We start from the raw sequence: 18,413 nt of genomic DNA, 5'->3' as shown, positions 1-18,413 counted from the left end.
ATGCTCCTCTATCGCCATGATGACGAGAGTCACTACACGTAATCTGGTCGGGCGCGGACACGATGTCCACAGACAAACCCGGACAAACAACCCGGACAAACCGGAGATCGGCGCGGTATCGGGTCACGAACCCGAACCGTCGGCGCTGGAGTACAATCCGGCCATGCCCTGACCGACCGGAGGCGGACGGAGGCCGGTGAGATGCGCGAGATCCACGTCGACCGGATCGCGGAGGCGGTGCGCGAAGCCTGCCTGGAGGCGAACTACGTCGCCGGGGAGGATGTGCGCCGGGCCTTCACGGTGGCACGGAAGCGGGAGGTCTCGCCCCTGGGCCAGCAGGTGCTGGAGCAGATTCTGGAGAACATGGCCATCGCCGAGGCGGACCGAGTGCCGATGTGCCAGGACACCGGCACCGTGGTCGTCTTCGCCGAGGTCGGCCAGGATGTCCACCTCGTCGGCGGCGGATTCGAGGAGGCGATCAACCGAGGCGTCCACGAGGCGTACCACGTGGGGTACCTGCGCAAGTCGATGGTCGAGCGCCCCTTCACCGCGCGGCGCAACACGCGGGACAACACGCCGGCCATCATCCACACCCGCCTGGTGCCGGGCGATCGGGTGCGGCTGGCGATCCTGGCGAAGGGGGGCGGCGCGGAGAACATGAGCCGGCTGGCGATGCTCACCCCGGCCCACGGGCGCGAGGGGATCGTGCGCTTCGTGCTGGAGACGGTGCAGCTCGCCGGGCCGAACGCCTGCCCACCGGTGGTCGTCGGCGTCGGAATCGGCGCGACGTTCGACCGGGTGGCAACACTGGCCAAACAGGCGCTCCTGCGCGAGATCGGCAGCGAGAATCTAGACCCGGAGGAAGCGGAGCTGGAGGCGGAGCTGCTGGCAGCGATCAACCGGCTGGGCATCGGCCCGCACGGCTTCGGTGGCCGCATCACCGCGCTGGCCGTGCACGTCGTGTCTGCCCCTTGCCACATCGCCAGCCTGCCGGTCGCGGTCAACCTCCAATGCGGCCCAGCCGCGCGCCACCGGGAGGTGGAGATCTAACCGTATTGCGTGTTGCGTGTTGCGTACTGCGTGTTCCGTGATGCGTCATACGTCATGCGTGATGCGTCCCCCTCACCCCCGCCCCTCTCGGACGGAGCCCACCAGGGGGGAGGGGAGTAGGACGGAAGACGCAACACGCAACACGCACTACGCTATAGGGCTGACGCATGACGTATGACGCATGACGCATCACCCATAACGCACGCACAGGGAAGGGATGGCGGATGGAGTTCGCGGAGGTCGTGCGCAAACGGCGGATGGTGCGGCACTTCAAGCCGGACCCGATCGACCCGGCCGTGGTGAACCGGATGCTGGACCTCGCCCGGCGGGTGCCGAGCGCGGGCTACACTCAGGGGCAATCGTTCGTGGTCGTGACCGACCCGGAGACGCGGCGGGAGATCGGCAAGCTCTGCGGGGAGGATGGGTACGTCGCACACTTCGGCCACCGCTGGATCTCCGAGGCACCGGTCCAGGTCATCCCCTGCGTTAGCGAGGCCGCCTACCACGCGCGCTACCAGGAGCCGGACAAGCTGCGCCCCGACGGCACCGAGATCGAGTGGCCGGTGCCCTTCTGGTTCATGGACATCGGCATGTCGGTGATGACGCTGCTCCTGGCGGTGGTCGACGAGGGGCTGGCGGCGGGCTACGCCGGTATCCCCGAGACGGCGGCGCTTCGGGACCTGCTCGGCATCCCGCCGGAGGTGACGCCGGTCGGGGTCATCCCGATCGGCTACCCGGCGCCGGATGTCCCCTCGCCCTCACTCAAGCGCGGCCGCAAGCCGCTCGAAGACGTGGTCCACTGGGAGCGGTGGTGAGGAACGTGATGCGTCATGCGTCATACGCACCCGTGGTGCTCCCCTCTCCCCCGGTGGGCTCCGTCCGAGAGGGGCTGGGGGTGAGGGTGACGCATCACGCATGACGTATGACGCACCTCACCTCGCCCCGGGGACGTTGATGCCGAGGGCTTGCAGGAAAACGGTGGTGGCGAGATAGAAGAGGATAACCATCAGGATGCGCACCAGCAGCACGCCACGGGCGCGGCGGGCAAGACGCGCGCCCGACTGCGCACCGAGCATCATCCCGAGCACCGCCGGGATCGCCACTGCCGGATCGATCAGGTCGTTCAGGTAGTAGATCAGCGCGCTCGCGACGACGGTCGGCCCGACCATGAAGGTGCTCGTCGCCGTGGCGGCCTTCACCGGGACCTGCATGATGGCGTTCATCGCCGGCACCTGCACAGCGCCGCCGCCGATGCCGAGCATCCCTGAGATCATCCCGGCGCCGGCGCTGATACTCATCCCGGGCCCAAGCCGCCGGGGCGTGTAGCAGACCTCAGTGCCGCCGTCGATGGCGCGATCGTAGTAGCTCGCGGTCAGCCCCAGCGGGTCGTGCTCTGCCGGCGGCGGTGATGGCCGCGCCCCCCGGCGGGCCATCACGATGATCATGCCGAACAGCGAGACGGCATAGACGATCCGCAGCGCATTCGGCGAGCTGTGCACCGCGAGCAGACCGCCGACGATCGAACCGACGGTCGTCGGCACCAGCATCAACAGCGCGAGCCGGACGTTCGGCATCCCGTCGCGCAGGTAGACCGACGCCCCGGCCGCGGAGTTGACAACGACGCTCACCCCGCTCGCAGCAATCGCTGTCTTAAGGGGGATGCCGAAGAAGACCGAGAGGATCGGGACCACGAAGACGCCGCCACCCAGCCCGACCAGCGAGCCGAGCACGCCGGCTCCGGCCGCCGTCAGCAGGATCCCCAACTCGGTCAGCAGGTCCACCCCTACGCTCCCCGTGTCACCAGCGCGATCACCACGCTGAGCACCAGAATCGTCAGCACGAGCCCGGCGGCAGCGGCGTAGAACCGGTCACGCTGCCGCAGGCATCCGTAAGCGAGGGAGATGAGGCCGTAGACGGGGGCGAGGAGGATCGTGAGGAACCCGAGGCTGACGATGGCTGGCGCGTCGAGCGCGAGGAGCCGCTCCGGCAGTTCGGACGGCGGCACGGTCGCGCGCGGCAGATCGCCAACCTGTACCAGGCTGACGACGGTGCCGACGATCAGGAATACCATCCCGATCAGGGTAACGATCCGCAGGCCACTGGCGAGGCGCAGCCGCAGCTCCGGCGCGATCGCCGGTCGCGTCATTGCCACCGGCTCACCGGCTGTGTCGCTCTGCCCCTGCTCTGCTCCAGTCACGAGCAGGTCCACCCCTCCTCAGCACGCTGGTCCGCCCACCCTGGTCATGATGACCGAACGAACTCTAGCACGTGGGCACAGTCCTGGCACGCTCATTGCATTTTGAACTGTAGGAACTGTGCGTCAAGACCCGCGCCCGGTTTTCCCGGGGTGTCGAGGTTATCGCGTGCCGTTTCCCCGTCGCGGAGCATGAACGCCCTGGATTGGGCGTCATGCGGAGTAGAGAGGATCATCCCGCATGAGTATCATCGCGTGGATCGTTATCGGGGCGCTGGCAGGCTGGATCGCCAGCATGATCGTGGGTACGAACGCCCAGATGGGCTGGCTGACGAACATCATCGTCGGCGTCATCGGCGCGTTCGTGGGCGGGCTTATCTACGGCCTCGTTACCGGCGCGGACTTCACCGCCGGCTTCAACATCGGCACGCTGATCGTGGCGGTTATTGGGGCCATCATCCTCCTGTTTGTCTATCGCGCCATTACCAGTCGAGCCTGACCCCTTTTCCCACGCTCGTCGGCGACGACCCCGGGAGCATCCTCCCGGGGTCGTTGTATGAGCCGGGCAATTCCGGGAGAGACGGCGGAGTGGTGGGATGGTTCCAGGGTCGTGGTCGGGGCCCGGGGCTAAAACGCTTGGTGTGAGTTAGCCGGGGCATGCTGTGCCCTCTTGACACAGGAAGGTGCCCACTTCCATACGGGAGATAGCTCGTATCCGTCTCCCACGAAAGGAGCACCCGATGGATGTGGACACCTTCCTGATTACAGTCTATGTCCTGGTCGACACCTTCTGCCAGACCCACCTGCCCCCGGAGCCCCACCGCCCCGGCCCCGCGCCGGCCCTGAGCCGCAGCGAGGTCTTGACCCTGGCCATCTTCGGGCAGTGGATGAGGTTCTCCAGTGAGCAGGACTTCTACCGCTACGCCGAGCGCCACCTGCGCCCCTACTTCCCGACCCTGCCCCACCGCAGCCAAGACCAACGGCTGCTGCGGCGGCACCAGGCCGCCCTGTCCCAGTTCGCCCTGTATCTGGCCGAGCAGCTCGGACGGGGTCCCGTCGTCTGTGACGTCCTCGATGTGGCCCCGGCCCCGGTGCGCAACGCCAAGCGGCGGGGGCGGGGCTGGCTGGCGGGGATAGCGGACATCGGTCGCAGTCTGCGCCTGTGCTGGTTCGCGGGCTTCCGCGTGCTGACCACCGTCAGCCTGGAGGGCGTGATCACCGGCTGGGGCGTGGCCCTGGCCAGCACCACCGAGCGGTCCCTGGCCGAGACGCTGATAGCCGTCCGCGCCCAGCCCGATCCGCGTCTGCCCCGTGTCGGCACACCCGTCGCCACCTATCTGGCGGACAGTGGCTTTGCCGGCGCGGACGTTGAGGCCCATCTGGCGGCCACCTCTGGGGTGCGGCTGGTGGCCACCCCGCCGCGGGGCAGTCGGCGGGGTGGCCCACGGCCGTACGGCGCTGGGTGGCCCGCCATCGCCAGATCGTGGAGACGGTCATCGGGCGGCTGCTGCACACCTTCGGCCTCGAGCGGGAGCGCCCGCACACCCTGGCGGGCTTCCAGGCGCGACTGGCGGCCAAGGTGGCGCTGCACAACCTCTGTTGCTGGCTGAATCGGCAGCAGGGGCGGCCGCTGCTGGCCGTGGCGAACCTGATCACCTGGTAGCCACGGCGCCCTAACTCACACCAAGCGTTAAAGCCGCCGGGCTGACAAGGCGAAGCCGGCTAGAGCCGGCTGGGACATTGCCGTCAGACCCAGTTGACATGGTGTCCTTCGTCGGTACCACGCGCCCGGGGGTAAACCCCCGGGCTGATTAGGGGAAAGCCCACTGAAGGGGCTCCCTTTCCCCAACCGGGAGCGGGGCTGATCCGGCATCCCGCTGGGTCGAGCGTCCCTAGCCCCTTTAGTGGGCTTTTCGTTGTCAGCCCGGGAGTTTACTCCCGGGCACCTCACCGGAACGTGAACACCGTCACACCGGGATGTGTGCCCTGCTCCACCCCAGTCCGCTTTAGCGGGCTTTCATTGTGAGCCCGGGGGTTCACCCCCGGGCACGTGCCACGACCCTGGAACCCGTGCGCCACTCGTCCAGCTCCATCAGCCCGCTTGCCCTTTGTCCCTGCTATGATCTGGCACATTTCTGCGACAATTCCGCGCGTCAATGCAGCGACATGGCCACTGACATGCGGTAGCCTGGGGGCGATGCCGCTGGTCGCGTGGCACGAGCGGCCGAGCGTTCTCGGGAGGGCTGGTAGAGATGAGCAAGACGATCGTCGTCCCCCTAGTTGCGCCGCATCTGGACGTCAACAAGGTGTCGCAACAGGCGTTGCCCATCGCCCGCGCTCTCATGGCCCGGACCGACGCGCTGGTGACGCTGGTGTCGGTTATCGAAGTGCCGCGCGAGTACGCCGCGTTGGTGGGCGCACTGGGCCTCGAGTCCTCCGTGCAGCAGGATTGGATCGAGGAGCGGCGTGAGTTCCTGGAGCAGATCGCCCGCACGTTCCCCGAGGGACGCGCGACGGTCGTGGTGCGCGTCGGCGACCCGGCGTCGGAGCTGCTGGATCTGGCGCGGGATATCGACGATCCGGTCGTGGTGATGACCAGCCACGTTCGGACGGGGCTGCAGCGGGCGCTACTCGGTAGTGTCACCTACCGGGTGGTCCATGAGTCGGAGTGGCCGACGATCGTCGTACCAGCCAGCAGCGAGGTCAGCGGCGCGGAGACCGCACGGCTCCAGCGGATTCTTGTCCCGCTGGACGGCTCGAGCTTCTGCGAGCAGGCGCTTGAGCGGATGCTGGCGGTGCTCGGGACGGAGGGACTCGAACTGCACCTCCTCCACGTGATCGAACCACCAGCCCTCCACCCGGACTTCACGGCGCTGGAATACATGTCGGAGGCTCGCGATTGGGCGATCGAGTACCTGGCGGGCGTCACCGAGCGTCTGAGCAGCCGCGGGATCACCGCCGTGGCAGAGGTGCGGACGGGGCGCATCGCGGAGGAGATTCAGCGCGCGGCGCGGGATATCGGAGCCGACATGATCGCGATGGCGACGCACTCGCGCCGCGGGCTGCAGCGGGTCGTCTTCGGCTCGGTGGCACAGCGAGTCCTGAGCGAGTCGCATGTCCCGCTCTTCCTGCACCGCCCGATGGAAGCCGTGCAGGTCGAGGCAGCGCGTCCGGCGGAAGCGACGGCTGCCCCATCCCAGCCGCGGCTCGTGAGCGAGGTCATGAGCCCGCCGGTGATGGCCGTGCGCGAGGGAGCAACGCTGGAGGAGGCGGAGCGGCTGATGCGCGAGCACGGCACCGACATGCTCCCGGTCGTGGATTGGCGCTCGCGGCTCGTCGGTGTCATCCGCAGGAGCGATCTGCCCGACAAGCGAACCAAGGCATCCGAGTAGCACCCCGCGGCCGGATCCCTTCCCGGGGCAGCAACAGTGAGGGCGAGCACATAGCTCGCCCTAGCGGGGTCTGCTCATCTCATGCGGAGGACAGTCAGTTCCCGCCGTCGCGCGGGCGGGTGCCAGGCAGGCCATCCGGCAGGCTCAGCGGGAACCGACGGGAGGCGGCCAGGCCGAGCATCGCCAGCGCGGCGAGCATCGCCGCGCGGAGGCCCAGGCGCCCCGCCCGGCGACGACGGCGCGATGGTTGGAGGACCTCCGGCGATACCGACCAGGAGCTGGCAGTGCGCACGACCACACGGCGGACGAACGGCGCCGCCAGATCGATCTCCACCTCGGATACGTCCACGCCGCTCGCCCCGGGAGGTGTCTGGTGGGAGTTGCCGCGCCGCCCCACGCGCTCGGCTGCCAGCCGTACCAAGTCGGGCGCGACCTCCGAGGCAGCAGCGCCCAGCGGCGATCGGAGCCAGCGACGCAGGCGCCCGCCGGCCGATACCGGCTCGATCTCAACCCGCGACGGCAGTGCCGGTAGATTTCGGCTCATGCGGTCCTCCTAACTCCGCCTGTCCCCACGCCACCCGGCGACTCGGTAGGATGCTAACCTCGCTGCAACGTTGTCGCAAACCAGTGGCCGCTCAGGCGACGTGCTCCTCAATGTAGCGTTTGAGGGCGGCCGCCTGGTTGTGTTCCTCATCGCGCGCGCCGTAAACCAGGGTCACCGTGCCGTTGCGCGCCTGTTCCACGAGTTGCTGCAATGCGGCCTGCTTGCCGGGATCGCTCAACTCCTGCGCGTATCGCTCCTGGAACTCCTGCCAGCGCTCGAGGTCGTGGTTGAACCACTTGCACAGCTCGGCGCTCGGCGCCAGGTCGCGCTCCCAGCGGTCGAGCGCCAGCGCCTCACGGGACTTGCCCCGCGGCCAGAAGCGATCAACCAGCACGCGGACGCCGTCGTCCGGGCTGGGGGGATCATAGGCACGCTTGAGTCGGATCATGCGTGGTTATCCTCCGTGGTCGAACTGCCGGATTCGCCCGCGGGCTCCTCCGGTGGAGCGTCCTGCTCGGAAGCGGGTTTGGCGCCCGCCTTCCGCGCGTCCCACTCCCGCTTGGCGGCCGCGACTGCCTCTTCGCCGCCCAGGTACTTGTCAATCATCTCCTGGAAGCCGAAGACGACGTCGACCCGCACGTCATGTGACGCGTACGCCTGGACGAGGTCTTCGTACCGCTGCCAGTACCAGTCCTCACCGCCGCCCGCCCGGATCTCCCATTCCGGTCGGACCTGCACGACGAGGTTCTGCTCAGGGTCGTAGTAGTCAAATATGAAGTCAACCGCCTGCTCGCGCTTGCAGACCGGGCAGCGGCTGCGATGCATGGTGCCGAGGAGGATGCCGAGCCGGGCATCGGGATCCGTCCCGACGTTGACGTACCGAGCGACGGGTACTTCCCAGGTGGCCCGGCAGTGGGGGCAGCGGATATCGACTGACGCGTACTGTGTCTGCAGCACCATCCAACCCTCACCGGCATCGTCGAGCGGGATCCGTTGACGCCCAATTATATATGCCGGGAGATGCGCGATCGGCTGGATGTTCTGACCGGATAGGAGAGACGGAATCGGCTGGATGACAGAAACAGGCCGTACCGAGAGGGGTCGTTCATTGACACACATGCCTCCCGATTGCTAACATGCGGCCTGATATGTGACTCGTTGTCTTGGGTTGGGGTAGCGAACGCCGCTATCTCACTCGCCAGGGATTGCCGGATCTTTCATCTACCACCTCCACCCACTTCGCCCAGGCAAGAGTCGGCCACGAAGGGAGAGGCGTGGACCGGATTGCTGATCAGGGTGCCGGCACAAAGCGACGCGAATCGCACACCATCCCGAGTGACACCACGGTGATAGCATTCAAGAGAGCACGAACTGGGGCTCGCCGGCCGTAGCGCGGCACCGGGCCCTGGGTTGGGCTGCGGAAGAAACCGGCGTAGGAAGCTGCGCCGCCAGACTTCCGGGGGCGATGGCTGACCACGCAACGGTGCGCGGTACAGGAAGAGGAGGACGTCTCGCACGTCCTTGACTCATTCGAGGAGGAGGAAGGACTCCATGTCGAGCCCTCGCGACTTCAATGGGATCGTCTACGACCTGCTCACCGGTCGGACGAGCCGCCGCGAGTTCATCAAGCGCGCCGCGGCGCTCGGGCTGAGCGCCAGCGCAATCGCGGCGATCCTGGCAGCGTGCGGCGGCGGCAGCGACGACGAGGCGACCACCCCGGCCGGTGGGTCTGGCACGGGTGGCAGCGCACAGACGCCGACCGGCTCCGGGACTCCGACCGGGGATGGCTCGTCGGGCAGCGGCGGCAGCGGCGGCACGCTTGATCGCCTGGTCATCGCGCTCGGCGCCGACGCCCGGACCCTGATCCCCAACACGGTCGTCGACGCCACGACCAACTGGCAGATCGAGAACATCTTCGACCCGGTGCTGCGGCGCGACCCGAACAACGACTTCCGCGTCGGCCCCTGGCTGGGTGAATTGACCTCGATCGACGACCTCACCTGGGAGATCAAGATCGTCCGCGACGACATCAAGTTCCACAACGGTGAGCCGTTCGACGCCGAGTCGATCAAGGTCTCGCTTGAGTACGCGCTGAACCCCGACAACAACAGCCACTACCTGGAGCGCTACCAGCCCATCACCAACATCGAGGTGGTCGACCCGATGACGGTGCGGCTCACCACCTCCGAGCCGTACCCGATCCTGCCGACCCGCCTGGCGGACCTCTACCCGATCCCGCCGAAGTACCTGGAGGAGAAGGGCATCGAGTACGTCTCCCAGAACCCGGTGGGGACGGGACCCTTCAAGTTCAAGGAGTGGGTGCGGGACGAGTACCTGCTCCTCGAGCGGAACCCGGACTACTGGCGCGGCCCGGTGGCGGTGGAGACGCTCGAGTTCCGCTACATCCCGGAGTTCTCCTCGCGGCTGTCGGCGCTGCTGGCGGGTGAGGTGGACATCATCAAGGACGTCCCGGTCGATGCGATCGAGCGCGTCAACAGCAGCGGCATCGCCCGGGCGGAGGAGATCCCCTCGTCGCGCATCAACTACGTGGCGCTGGTCAACAACCGCGAGGGCAGCATCATGGCTGACAAGCGGGTGCGCCAGGCGATCAACTACGGCGTGAACGTCGATGCCATCATCGACGGGGTGTTCCAGGGCCACGCGACCCGCATGGCCGGCGCGCTGTCCAAGATCAACCCGCAGGTCGATCCGAGCATCCAGCCCTACCCGTACGACCCGGAGAAGGCCAAGCAACTGCTGGAGGAGGCCGGGATCCAGCCGGGGACCGAGATCATCTTCGACTCGCCCCAGGGGCGCTACCCGATGGACACCGACGCGGCGCAGGCGATCGCGGCGGAACTGGAGCAGCTCGGCTTCCGCGTCACGGTCCAGTACAACGAGTGGGGCACCCACCTCGACAAGATCGTGAACCGCCGCACCGGCGACATCTTCTACCTCGGCTGGGGCCCGGCGCTCGACGCCGAGGGGACGCTGCGCTACCTGTTCGTGGGCGACTCGACCTACAGCGGCTACACCAACCCGGAGGTCGAGGCGGTCATCGCGGAGGCGTCGCAGACCGTCGACCCCGAGAAGGCGCAGGAACTGTGGAACCAGGTGCAGCAGATGGTCTGGGAGGACGCCGGCTGGCTCTTCCTGTGGCAGCAGCACGACATCTATGGTGTCTCCAATCGCGTTGATTGGACGCCGCGCGTCGACGAGTCGCTGTTCATGGGTGGTGCCAAGCCGCGCGAGAGCTAGTCGCGAGGCGGGGACATGCAGCGCTTCATCATCAGACGACTGTTCCACGGCGTCATCGTCGTCTTCCTGGCCGTCACGGCGGTGTTCTTCATGCTCCGCCTGACGGGCGACCCCGTCCTGCTGTTCGCGCCGATGGACACCTCCGCCAAGGATCTCGACGAGATCCGCGAGCGGCTGGGGTTCAACGACCCGTTGTGGGTCCAGTACGGCCGCTACATGCGGGACGCACTCCAAGGCGACTTCGGCGAGTCAACGCGCCTGCATCGCCCCGCGCTTGAGGTCGTGCTGGAGCGGATGCCGGCCACGATGGAGCTGGGGATGACCGCTCTGGTCATCTCGCTGGTGGTCGGCATCCCACTCGGCGTGCTGGCAGCGGTGCGCCACGGATCGGTCTGGGACCGGCTCGCGGGACTGCTGGCGGTGATCGGGCAGGCCGTGCCGAACTTCTGGCTCGGCCTGCTCCTCATCCTTCTGTTCGCGGTCGCGCTCCACTGGCTCCCGACCAGTGGTCGGGGGAGCTGGCAACAGCTCATCATGCCGGCGACAGCCCTGGCCGCGGCCAGTATCGCCCGCTACGCCCGGCTGGCCCGCTCGACGATGCTCGACGTGCTGCGGCAAGACTACATCCGCACCGCGCACGCCAAAGGTCTGGCCGGCCACACGGTCCTGTGGCGGCACGCCTTCAAGAACGCCAGCATCTCGCTGATCACGACCACGGGGCTCGAGATCGGGCGCCTCCTGGGCGGTGCCGTCGTCATCGAGCAAATCTTTGCCTGGCCCGGCATCGGCCGGGTGACGGTGCAGGCCCTGCTGAACCGCGACTTCGCGGTCGTCACGGCGGCGGTGGTGCTGTTCGCCGTCATCTACACGGTGGCGAACCTCCTGACTGACATCGCCTACGCATGGGTGAACCCGCAGGTGCGACTATCATGACGACAGCACAAGCGCTCCCGCGCGCCGCGACGCGCGGCAAGTGGACCCGCTTCCGAAGCTCACTCTTCCAGGACTACTGGGCGCTGGCCGCCGTAGCCTTCCTTGCCCTGGTCGTCCTGGCGGCGATCGCAGCACCGCTGCTGGTATCGGGCGACGTCAACAAGCCGGACTACGGCGTGCGCCTCAAGCCGCCCCTCACCGCGGGTCACCCGCTGGGGACCGATCAGCTCGGACGGGACGTGTTCGACCGGCTCATCCTCGGCTCGCGGATCTCCGTGACGGTCGGCTTCGCCTCCGTCGTCATCGCCGGGGTCATCGGGACACTGATCGGGGTCATCGCGGCCTACTACGGCGGCTGGATCGACAGCGTCCTGATGCGCCTGGCCGACGTGCAGCTCTCGTTCCCGTTCATCCTGCTGGCGCTGGTGATCAACGCGATCATCGGCCTGGGCCTGCGCAACATCATCATCACGCTGGTGATCGCCGGCTGGGTCGAGTATGCCCGCATCGCCCGCGGGGAGATCCTCGCCCTCCGCGAACGCGAGTTCGTCGAAGCCGCCCGGGTCGTGGGGGCCGGGAACGGGCGAATCATGCTGCGCCACCTTCTCCCGAACATCGTGACGCCAATCATCGTGATCAGCACGCTCCAGGTGGCGCGTTTCATCGTGGCCGAGGCGAGCATCAGCTTCCTCGGCTTCGGCGTGCAGCCGCCCACCCCCGCCTGGGGGAGCATGATCAGTGAGGGCATGGAGTACATCTTCGCGGCCTGGTGGCTCGTCACCATCCCAGGGCTGGCCCTCGCCCTCGTCGCGCTCGCCGTCAACATCGCGGGAGACTGGTTGCGCGACGTGCTTGATCCGCGTTTGAAAGTCTGATTCGGCAGAGGAAGGAGCTCTCCTCCATGGTCTTCGTACCGCAGCGCGTCTTCGAGGACCGCCACCGCCTGATCCGCGAGTATCTCGCGGAGGAGGGCCTCGAGGCGCTGATCGTGTCGGAGCCGAACAACTTCTACATGTTGTCCGGCTTCCACCTGGACGTCGAGCCCTGGGAGCGTCCAGTCGCGCTGGTCATCCCGCGCGAGGCCGAGCCGTTCCTGGTCATGAACGAACTCTCCACCAACCACCTCCGCATGGCCGAGGAGCGGGGAACCCTCTTCATCCGTGACTACGGGATCTACCTGGAGCACCCGCGCTCGTTCCCGCGCACCTACACGCGCGACTACTGGGCGCACCTCCTGGCGGACAAGCTCCGCGCGCGGGGAATCAAGCGCGGGCGGTTCGGCGTCGAGGGCAGCGGCCCGGCCGCGCTCAAGGCGGTCATGCCCGACGTGGAGTTCGTCGACGTCTGGCCGCGGCTGATTCGGATGCGTGAGGACAAGTACCCCGAAGAGCTGGACATCATGCGGAAGTGCGCCGAGCTGACCGACTGGGCGCAGGACCGCTACATGGAACTGGTCAAGCCGGGCGAACTGGTCGCCGCATTCGACCTCCGCATCGCCGCGCTGATGGCAGAGGAAGCGGCTCGCCGCTACCCGGACGCCCGCTTCGAGGCGAAGGTCTTCTCCCTGAGCGGGCCGGCCTCCGCCGCGCCGCACGGGACCGGCGCCGACTGCGGCGCGCGCTTCGAGAAGGGGCACGGCGTCGTCAACATCATCGTCGGCCGGCTGGCCGGGCTGGTGGTCGAGAACGAGCGGACCCTGTTCCTTGGGGAGCCGACCGACCTGCAGCGCCGGGCCTTCGAGGCCGCGCGGGAGGCCTGCGAGGCGGCTGCGGCGCAGATGGTGGCCGGCAACACCGTCGCCAACGCCGACGCCGCAGCGCAGCGAGTCTACGAGGAGGCTGGCTTCGGCGAGTACATCAACCACCGGACCGGGCACGGCATGGGGATTAAGGGCCACGGCTACCCGGAGGACATGGCGTTCAACTACCGGGCCTTCCGGGAGAACGAGGTCTACTCCTGTGAGCCGGGCATCTACATCTACGGCGTCGGCGGCTTCCGCCACGACGACACCGTGATCGTCGGCAAGGAGAAGCCGGAGGTCATCACCAAGCGCTCCAAGCGCCTGGAAGACCAGATCGTCCCGGTCTAGGCAGCACGTCTCTGCCAACCCGCAGGCCCTGGGGCATAACCCCCGGGGCCTGTTGTTTTTGCCGCGGTGGGTGGCGTGAGGACCCGAGCGCCGTGGCGCGTGCCCGGGGCTAAAACGCTTGGTGTGAGTTAGCCGGGGCATGCTGTGCCCTCTTGACACAGGAAGGTGCCCACTTCCATACGGGAGATAGCTCGTATCCGTCTCCCACGAAAGGAGCACCCGATGGATGTGGACACCTTCCTGATTACAGTCTATGTCCTGGTCGACACCTTCTGCCAGACCCACCTGCCCCCGGAGCCCCACCGCCCCGGCCCCGCGCCGGCCCTGAGCCGCAGCGAGGTCTTGACCCTGGCCATCTTCGGGCAGTGGATGAGGTTCTCCAGTGAGCAGGACTTCTACCGCTACGCCGAGCGCCACCTGCGCCCCTACTTCCCGACCCTGCCCCACCGCAGCCAATACAACCGGCTGCTGCGGCGGCATCAGGTCGCCCTGGCCCAGTTCGCCCTCTACCTGGCAGACCAACTTGGCCGGGGGCCAGTGGCGGTGGATGTGCTCGATGTGGCGCCGGCTCCGGTGCGCAACGCCAAGCGCCGCGGGCGGGGCTGGCTGGCCGGCGAGGCCAACATCGGCTTCAGCTTGCGCCTGGGCTGGTTTGCCGGCTTCCGCGTGCTGACCGCCGTCAGCCTGGAGGGGGCGATCACCGGCTGGGGCGTGGCCCCGGCCAGCACCAATGAGCGGTCCCTCGCCGAGACCCTGATTGCCTGTCGGGCCCACCCCGATCCCCGCCTGCCCAGTGTCGGCACGCCGGTGGCGACCTATCTGGCCGACAGTGGCTTTGCCGGCGAGGACTACAAGGCGCACCTGGCGGCCACCTATGGCGTGACGCTGGTGGCCACCCCGCAGCGGGGCAGTCGGCGGCGCTGGCCCAAGGCGGTCCGCCGCTGGGTGGCCCGCCATCGCCAGATCGTGGAGACGGTCGTTGGACGACTGCTGCACACCTTCGGCCTCGAGCGGGAGCGCCCGCACACCCTGGCGGGCTTCCAGGCGCGACTGGCGGCCAAGGTGGCGCTGCACAACCTCTGTTGCTGGCTGAATCGGCAGCAGGGGCGGCCGCTGCTGGCCGTGGCGAACCTGATCACCTGGTAGCCACGGCGCCCTAACTCACACCAAGCGTTAAAGCCGCCGGGCTGAAGAGGGGAAGCCCACTGAAGGGGCTGCGATGGCCACGTGCAGGCGTATCCGGTTCGGCAGTCCGCCGGGCACCGTGTCCCCAGCCCCTTTCGTGGGCTTCGCCGTGTCAGCCCGGGGGTAAACCCCCCGGGCACGTACCGGGCGGCGAGACCTCACGCCGGGGAGTGAGCTATGCTCCGCCTCAGCCGGCTGCAGCCGGCTTCCGCTGTGAGTCCAGCAGCTTGAGCCCGGGTCCCCACCAGGTGGCAGACACCGTATCACCTGGGGGCGGGCGCCCGCCCGGCGACCACGCAGGACGGCCTGGGCTGGGGACGCTAGACGAGCTGGTCCGGCGTCTCGACGTGCTCGCTGGGGAGCCATTGATCCTCGTACCGCTGTCCGGCGGGGTCTGGCCGCGGACCGGTACCCTGCACCGCCGCCGTCTCCCAGAGGCCGCGGAGGGGCTGCGGGAGGGCACCGGCGGTATCCTGCCGATCTTTCTCCGGGAGCGCTTCCTGCAGGGTGGCGAAGACCGCGCGGGTGGCGTGGACCGCGTCGTCGCGCGTCGGGAGCCCGGCCCGCTGGCGGACCCGCTCCAGGAACTCGTCCCGGTCAAACGACGCACCGGTGCCGCTGATCTGGCGCCGGAGCGTCGCGCCCCTGCCCAGTTCCCACTCGGTCTTTAACTCCTTGGGCAGGTGCGAGGCAATATGCCCTGCCTGTCCCTCGGGGAGGCGCTCGTGGAGCGTCTGGAAGACGGCACGGATGCTCTCCTCGGGCGTCGACGCGAAGCGGTCGCCCAGCCGCTCGCGCACCTTATTCACGAACGTCCGCTTATCCATGGACCGCCCCTCCCGAATGTCGTTCGTGGCTATGTGGTCGTGGTGCGACATCGGGGTCATTCGGCTCGGACGCTTCCCCGGCACTGGCGGGAGGCGGGCGCTGCCCGCCGCGACCATACCGGACCGCCGTCCCGGCCCAGTGGCACCGAGCGCGCCCCCGCCCTGGTCGTGCGTCCGATTCCGGACACTAGGACGGGAAATCGTCCGCTCCACCGGCCCCCGCGGAGATCGGCCAGTGCATCTCGCGCGGCCAGCGCTCCAGCTCGATGTCGGTGACGCCGCGGCTGAGCACGACGCGGTCGCTCTCGACCCGCGCAACTGCGTCCTTCGGGATGTAGATGCCGCACGCCTCCAGCCGGTGCACCAGGAAGTCGTCCTCACGTACCCCGGCGACGATGCCCACACCGCGCCCGTCGGAGTCGACGACCGGCACGCCCCGGTGGATGTCTGCCCTGTGCTCGCTCATCGGCGATCCCTCTCCTGCTCGCTCGTTCCGAGCTGTTTCCGGCATCCCCTCTGCCGTGCAAGGATCATGCCGATGCCGGCTGGTATGCCCCGTGCAACCGATCGGTAGGAACCACAGGCCCGTGAGGCGCGGGAGAAGGAGACCGCGATGACCACCGATCCGAACCTGCTCCTGCTGGAGCGCATCCGCTGGGGCATGAACGTCTGCGACAGCGAGCACCAGCCGATCGGCCGCGTGGTCAAGGTGTATCGCGCCGCCACCTACGGGACGCCTCCACCCGCCGCCTACCCCACCGAGGTTGAGCCGTACCTTGAGGTGGAACGAGCAGGCAGCGGAACGCGCCTCTTCGTGCCGATCGGATCACTCAGCGACGTCACCAACGACTGCGTCGTGCTGAACGTCACCTGGGATCGAGTGGACCGCATGGGCTGGGAGCAGCGCCCCGCCTACCTCCAGGACCCGTAGGGGGAAGGGTAGGTGAGCGGGCAAACCTAGTCAGAAGACAGCAGGGGCCGCACCGCTGCCACAAACGTCGGAGCGTGTTTGATGAGCTTCTGCTCGGCCAGCTCAACAGCACTCATCGGGGGATTCCGGAGACAAGCTGCTTGCTCCTGGATAAGTCGCGCTAGCCGAATCGAATCAAGGTCGAAGAGATCGCAGAGAAATTCATCTGGTGTCTTGACTTGTATCTGGAGTGGGTCTAGCACGGCAGCTGGGAAGTGACGAGTGTTCGCCGTCACGATGAGATCGGCACCGCTGCGCAGAGCCGCAGCGACCACGTGTCGATCGTCAGGTGCGGCGTCCATTCCGGAAACCTCGATGCCCTCGACTTGGACCGTCGCGTCTTCAAACACGTCCCGCAGTTCAATGCAGACCTGCTGCGCGTAGGCCCTCGTCCTGCCGCGCCTGACCAGGGTGTTGTGCAACTCACCCAGGGTCTTAACGCTCCAACGCGGCGTGTAGAGTTCTTCCACGGCGGCACCGATCAAGAGATGCCGCAGCGAGTCGGGCACAAGGACGCACGTGTCGAGTACAGCAACGAACGCTGCCAAGCCAAGATCGGGCAAACCTCACCGCCTAGGTATAGTCGCCCGACTCCTCGCTCGCCTCGATCATGCGCCGGATAGCTTCCTTACGACGTTCGTAGCGCTTCTGGCGGTATGCGAGGACGTCCCCGAAACGAATACGCCGGTGCCGGCCGACCGTATGGTACGGGATCTCACCACGCTCAAGGAGCCGGATTAAATAAGGCCGTGACACGTTTAGGATATTCGCCGCTTGCTGGGTCGTCAATTCTTTGTCAATGGGGACAATCGTGACCGCAGCGCCTTCGGCTAAGGCGTGCACTGCCTCGCGAAGCACCCGAAACAGCGACGGAGGCAACGCGATGCGCGTGCCATCGTCGCCGATGAGGGCGGGGCGGTCCGTCCAACGGCTCTCCAGCAAGCGGTCGATATCTTCAAGCGACGCGCGCTCGTCGTCAGCCGCCATTACCGGCTTGCTCGGCTTCAATGTAGCTGACTGCATGGGGTACCTCCTCCCGCCTGCGTGGACGCATCATAGCGCATATTCGAAACAAACGCAACTACCGTGCTCACCCAAAGGTGCCAAGAGGCCCATTCGCCCCTGGCACGCGCGAACGCGACGGGGGGCGGCAGGATGCCGGCGCTCCTGACGAAGGGGTTGGGCGAGGCTCCGTGCGACGCCCGCGCTCCTGGGTTACCGCCGCGTCGTCAGGCGGCGTGGCGCGCCCGGATCAATCGAGGTCGGCTACGGCGGGGTGAGGCGCCGGGTCGGTGAGCACTCGGCGGGCAGGAGCCGAGACACGGAGGTGCTGCCGCAGGGCCACGCAGAGGCTGTGGGCCACGATCATGTGGGCGTCCTCGACCTGCTCGATCGTCTCCGACGGCACGCAGACGGCCAGGTCCGCCAGGCGACGCAGCTTGCCGCCGGTCCGCCCGGTCAGGGCGACGGTCACCGCCCCGGCACGGCGCGCCACGCGCGCGGCGGCGAGGACGTTGGGCGAGTTGCCGCTGGCACTGATCGCAATCAACACGTCGCCCGGCCGCACCAGCGGCTCCAACTGCTCGGCGAAGACGCGCTCGTAGCTGGTGTCGTTGGCCCAGGCGGTTACGAGCGGCATGTTGTCGGTCAGCGGCACGACCCGGAAGGGTCGCCGCCCGGATAGGTGCGTTCCCTTGACGAGGTCGCAGGCGAAGTGCGACGCAGTCGCGGCGCTCCCGCCGTTGCCGGCGATGAACACGGTGCCACCGCGGGCACGGCAGTCGTCCAGCATCTCGGCGACTCGCGCCACCACAGCACCCGGCATCGCATGGACCAGGAGCGCGATCTCGCGCCAGTACCGTTCGATCTCGTCTCGCATCATCACGCTCCTTGTCTATGCCGCCCTATACCGCCTTCGGACAGACGCGTTCGCAGATTTGATCCTGAGCAGAGCCGTCCGCCGCGAGGCGG

The 18,413-nt window shown here is 67.7% G+C and carries 20 protein-coding genes and 1 pseudogene; 11 read left to right on the top strand and 10 right to left on the bottom strand.

From position 1 onward, the window contains the following. Positions 1-201: 201 nt before the first annotated feature. Both STHE_RS00340 and STHE_RS00335 read left to right on the top strand, forming a co-directional pair. Positions 202-1,050 (top strand): fumarate hydratase, encoded by an 849-nt coding sequence (locus STHE_RS00340; protein WP_012870558.1) that lies wholly within the window; start codon positions 202-204, stop codon positions 1,048-1,050. A 224-nt stretch (positions 1,051-1,274) separates the two neighbouring features. After that, on the top strand, positions 1,275-1,865 hold the full coding sequence (locus STHE_RS00335) for a nitroreductase family protein (protein ID WP_012870557.1): 591 nt from the start codon (positions 1,275-1,277) through the stop codon (positions 1,863-1,865). A 117-nt stretch (positions 1,866-1,982) separates the two neighbouring features. On the opposite strand, the gene STHE_RS00330 is transcribed toward STHE_RS00335, so the two are convergent. Together STHE_RS00330 and STHE_RS00325 are read right to left on the bottom strand one after the other, a co-directional pair. Beyond that, positions 1,983-2,831, bottom strand: a complete 849-nt coding sequence (locus STHE_RS00330; protein ID WP_012870556.1) for a sulfite exporter TauE/SafE family protein — start codon at positions 2,829-2,831, stop codon at positions 1,983-1,985. Positions 2,832-2,833: 2 nt separating this feature from the next. Next, entirely contained in the window at positions 2,834-3,259 is a 426-nt protein-coding gene (locus STHE_RS00325) for a DUF1634 domain-containing protein (protein ID WP_041398657.1), read from the bottom strand. Between the two features lie 226 nt (positions 3,260-3,485). Here STHE_RS00325 and STHE_RS00320 point away from each other — a divergent pair, with 226 nt between their 5' ends. The 3 genes and pseudogenes from STHE_RS00320 to STHE_RS00310 all read left to right on the top strand — a co-directional run bounded on the left by STHE_RS00320 (position 3,486) and on the right by STHE_RS00310 (position 6,636). Then, positions 3,486-3,743, top strand: a complete 258-nt coding sequence (locus tag STHE_RS00320) for a GlsB/YeaQ/YmgE family stress response membrane protein (RefSeq protein WP_012870553.1) — start codon at positions 3,486-3,488, stop codon at positions 3,741-3,743. Positions 3,744-3,984: 241 nt separating this feature from the next. Then, a pseudogene (locus tag STHE_RS00315) lies at positions 3,985-4,907 on the top strand (transposase). 589 nt (positions 4,908-5,496) lie between these two features. Beyond that, complete coding sequence (locus STHE_RS00310) at positions 5,497-6,636, top strand: universal stress protein (RefSeq protein WP_012870551.1); 1,140 nt, start codon at positions 5,497-5,499, stop codon at positions 6,634-6,636. 94 nt (positions 6,637-6,730) lie between these two features. Here STHE_RS00310 and STHE_RS00305 read toward each other — a convergent pair whose 3' ends face one another. The 3 genes from STHE_RS00305 to STHE_RS00295 all read right to left on the bottom strand — a co-directional run bounded on the left by STHE_RS00305 (position 6,731) and on the right by STHE_RS00295 (position 8,140). Then, positions 6,731-7,180: a hypothetical protein gene (locus tag STHE_RS00305; RefSeq protein ID WP_012870550.1), complete on the bottom strand. Its 450-nt coding sequence runs from the start codon at positions 7,178-7,180 to the stop codon at positions 6,731-6,733. Between the two features lie 91 nt (positions 7,181-7,271). After that, positions 7,272-7,628 (bottom strand): DUF488 domain-containing protein, encoded by a 357-nt coding sequence (locus tag STHE_RS00300; RefSeq protein WP_012870549.1) that lies wholly within the window; start codon positions 7,626-7,628, stop codon positions 7,272-7,274. Then, a complete protein-coding gene (locus STHE_RS00295) occupies positions 7,625-8,140 on the bottom strand; it encodes a CpXC domain-containing protein (RefSeq protein ID WP_012870548.1) in 516 nt (171 codons plus the stop codon). The genes STHE_RS00300 and STHE_RS00295 overlap by 4 nt, the downstream gene beginning before the upstream one ends. A 591-nt stretch (positions 8,141-8,731) precedes the next feature. On the opposite strand from STHE_RS00295, the gene STHE_RS00290 reads away from it, so the two are divergent. The 5 genes from STHE_RS00290 (at position 8,732) to STHE_RS00270 (ending at position 14,606) form a co-directional block, all read left to right on the top strand. Beyond that, entirely contained in the window at positions 8,732-10,438 is a 1,707-nt protein-coding gene (locus STHE_RS00290; protein ID WP_012870547.1) for an ABC transporter substrate-binding protein, read from the top strand. 15 nt (positions 10,439-10,453) lie between these two features. Beyond that, a complete protein-coding gene (locus tag STHE_RS00285; protein ID WP_012870546.1) occupies positions 10,454-11,371 on the top strand; it encodes an ABC transporter permease in 918 nt (305 codons plus the stop codon). Continuing rightward, on the top strand, positions 11,368-12,246 hold the full coding sequence (locus tag STHE_RS00280) for an ABC transporter permease (protein ID WP_012870545.1): 879 nt from the start codon (positions 11,368-11,370) through the stop codon (positions 12,244-12,246). The genes STHE_RS00285 and STHE_RS00280 overlap by 4 nt, the downstream gene beginning before the upstream one ends. A 26-nt stretch (positions 12,247-12,272) precedes the next feature. Then, on the top strand, positions 12,273-13,460 hold the full coding sequence (locus STHE_RS00275) for a M24 family metallopeptidase (protein ID WP_012870544.1): 1,188 nt from the start codon (positions 12,273-12,275) through the stop codon (positions 13,458-13,460). 222 nt (positions 13,461-13,682) lie between these two features. Further along, positions 13,683-14,606 carry an IS982 family transposase gene (locus STHE_RS00270; RefSeq protein ID WP_012870543.1) on the top strand — a complete coding sequence of 308 codons (924 nt, stop codon included), beginning with the start codon at positions 13,683-13,685 and terminating at the stop codon, positions 14,604-14,606. A 359-nt stretch (positions 14,607-14,965) separates the two neighbouring features. Here the strand turns inward: STHE_RS00270 and STHE_RS17615 are convergent, their stop codons facing one another. Together STHE_RS17615 and STHE_RS00260 are read right to left on the bottom strand one after the other, a co-directional pair. Continuing rightward, positions 14,966-15,472: a DUF2267 domain-containing protein gene (locus STHE_RS17615; protein WP_012870542.1), complete on the bottom strand. Its 507-nt coding sequence runs from the start codon at positions 15,470-15,472 to the stop codon at positions 14,966-14,968. 187 nt (positions 15,473-15,659) lie between these two features. After that, on the bottom strand, positions 15,660-15,938 hold the full coding sequence (locus STHE_RS00260; protein WP_012870541.1) for a DUF2171 domain-containing protein: 279 nt from the start codon (positions 15,936-15,938) through the stop codon (positions 15,660-15,662). A gap of 147 nt (positions 15,939-16,085) precedes the next feature. Here STHE_RS00260 and STHE_RS00255 point away from each other — a divergent pair, with 147 nt between their 5' ends. Continuing rightward, positions 16,086-16,403 carry a hypothetical protein gene (locus tag STHE_RS00255; RefSeq protein WP_012870540.1) on the top strand — a complete coding sequence of 106 codons (318 nt, stop codon included), beginning with the start codon at positions 16,086-16,088 and terminating at the stop codon, positions 16,401-16,403. A gap of 26 nt (positions 16,404-16,429) precedes the next feature. Here STHE_RS00255 and STHE_RS00250 read toward each other — a convergent pair whose 3' ends face one another. The 3 genes from STHE_RS00250 to STHE_RS00240 form a co-directional block, all read right to left on the bottom strand. Beyond that, entirely contained in the window at positions 16,430-16,990 is a 561-nt protein-coding gene (locus tag STHE_RS00250) for a PIN domain-containing protein (protein WP_041399122.1), read from the bottom strand. 25 nt (positions 16,991-17,015) lie between these two features. After that, entirely contained in the window at positions 17,016-17,465 is a 450-nt protein-coding gene (locus STHE_RS00245) for a helix-turn-helix domain-containing protein (RefSeq protein WP_012870538.1), read from the bottom strand. 229 nt (positions 17,466-17,694) lie between these two features. Then, positions 17,695-18,324 carry a D-sedoheptulose-7-phosphate isomerase gene (locus STHE_RS00240; protein WP_245534861.1) on the bottom strand — a complete coding sequence of 210 codons (630 nt, stop codon included), beginning with the start codon at positions 18,322-18,324 and terminating at the stop codon, positions 17,695-17,697. Positions 18,325-18,413 lie beyond the last annotated feature (89 nt).

Source organism: Sphaerobacter thermophilus DSM 20745 (assembly GCF_000024985.1).
In the GTDB taxonomy this organism is placed as follows: Bacteria; Chloroflexota; Chloroflexia; order Thermomicrobiales; family Thermomicrobiaceae; genus Sphaerobacter; species Sphaerobacter thermophilus.
Note: the sequence above shows the minus strand (reverse complement) of the source record. Positions and strands in the feature narration are given on the sequence as shown.

Excerpts from the sequence above, each read along its gene's own strand:
- STHE_RS00340 (WP_012870558.1), top strand. The coding sequence starts at position 202 with ATGCGCGAGATCCACGTCGACCGGATCGCGGAGGCGGTGCGCGAAGCC.
- STHE_RS00335 (WP_012870557.1), top strand. The coding sequence starts at position 1,275 with ATGGAGTTCGCGGAGGTCGTGCGCAAACGGCGGATGGTGCGGCACTTC.
- STHE_RS00320 (WP_012870553.1), top strand. The coding sequence starts at position 3,486 with ATGAGTATCATCGCGTGGATCGTTATCGGGGCGCTGGCAGGCTGGATC.
- STHE_RS00310 (WP_012870551.1), top strand. The coding sequence starts at position 5,497 with ATGAGCAAGACGATCGTCGTCCCCCTAGTTGCGCCGCATCTGGACGTC.
- STHE_RS00305 (WP_012870550.1), bottom strand. The coding sequence starts at position 7,180 with ATGAGCCGAAATCTACCGGCACTGCCGTCGCGGGTTGAGATCGAGCCG.
- STHE_RS00300 (WP_012870549.1), bottom strand. The coding sequence starts at position 7,628 with ATGATCCGACTCAAGCGTGCCTATGATCCCCCCAGCCCGGACGACGGC.
- STHE_RS00295 (WP_012870548.1), bottom strand. The coding sequence starts at position 8,140 with ATGGTGCTGCAGACACAGTACGCGTCAGTCGATATCCGCTGCCCCCAC.
- STHE_RS00290 (WP_012870547.1), top strand. The coding sequence starts at position 8,732 with ATGTCGAGCCCTCGCGACTTCAATGGGATCGTCTACGACCTGCTCACC.
- STHE_RS00285 (WP_012870546.1), top strand. The coding sequence starts at position 10,454 with ATGCAGCGCTTCATCATCAGACGACTGTTCCACGGCGTCATCGTCGTC.
- STHE_RS00280 (WP_012870545.1), top strand. The coding sequence starts at position 11,368 with ATGACGACAGCACAAGCGCTCCCGCGCGCCGCGACGCGCGGCAAGTGG.
- STHE_RS00275 (WP_012870544.1), top strand. The coding sequence starts at position 12,273 with ATGGTCTTCGTACCGCAGCGCGTCTTCGAGGACCGCCACCGCCTGATC.
- STHE_RS00270 (WP_012870543.1), top strand. The coding sequence starts at position 13,683 with ATGGATGTGGACACCTTCCTGATTACAGTCTATGTCCTGGTCGACACC.
- STHE_RS17615 (WP_012870542.1), bottom strand. The coding sequence starts at position 15,472 with ATGGATAAGCGGACGTTCGTGAATAAGGTGCGCGAGCGGCTGGGCGAC.
- STHE_RS00260 (WP_012870541.1), bottom strand. The coding sequence starts at position 15,938 with ATGAGCGAGCACAGGGCAGACATCCACCGGGGCGTGCCGGTCGTCGAC.
- STHE_RS00255 (WP_012870540.1), top strand. The coding sequence starts at position 16,086 with ATGACCACCGATCCGAACCTGCTCCTGCTGGAGCGCATCCGCTGGGGC.
- STHE_RS00245 (WP_012870538.1), bottom strand. The coding sequence starts at position 17,465 with ATGCAGTCAGCTACATTGAAGCCGAGCAAGCCGGTAATGGCGGCTGAC.
- STHE_RS00240 (WP_245534861.1), bottom strand. The coding sequence starts at position 18,324 with ATGATGCGAGACGAGATCGAACGGTACTGGCGCGAGATCGCGCTCCTG.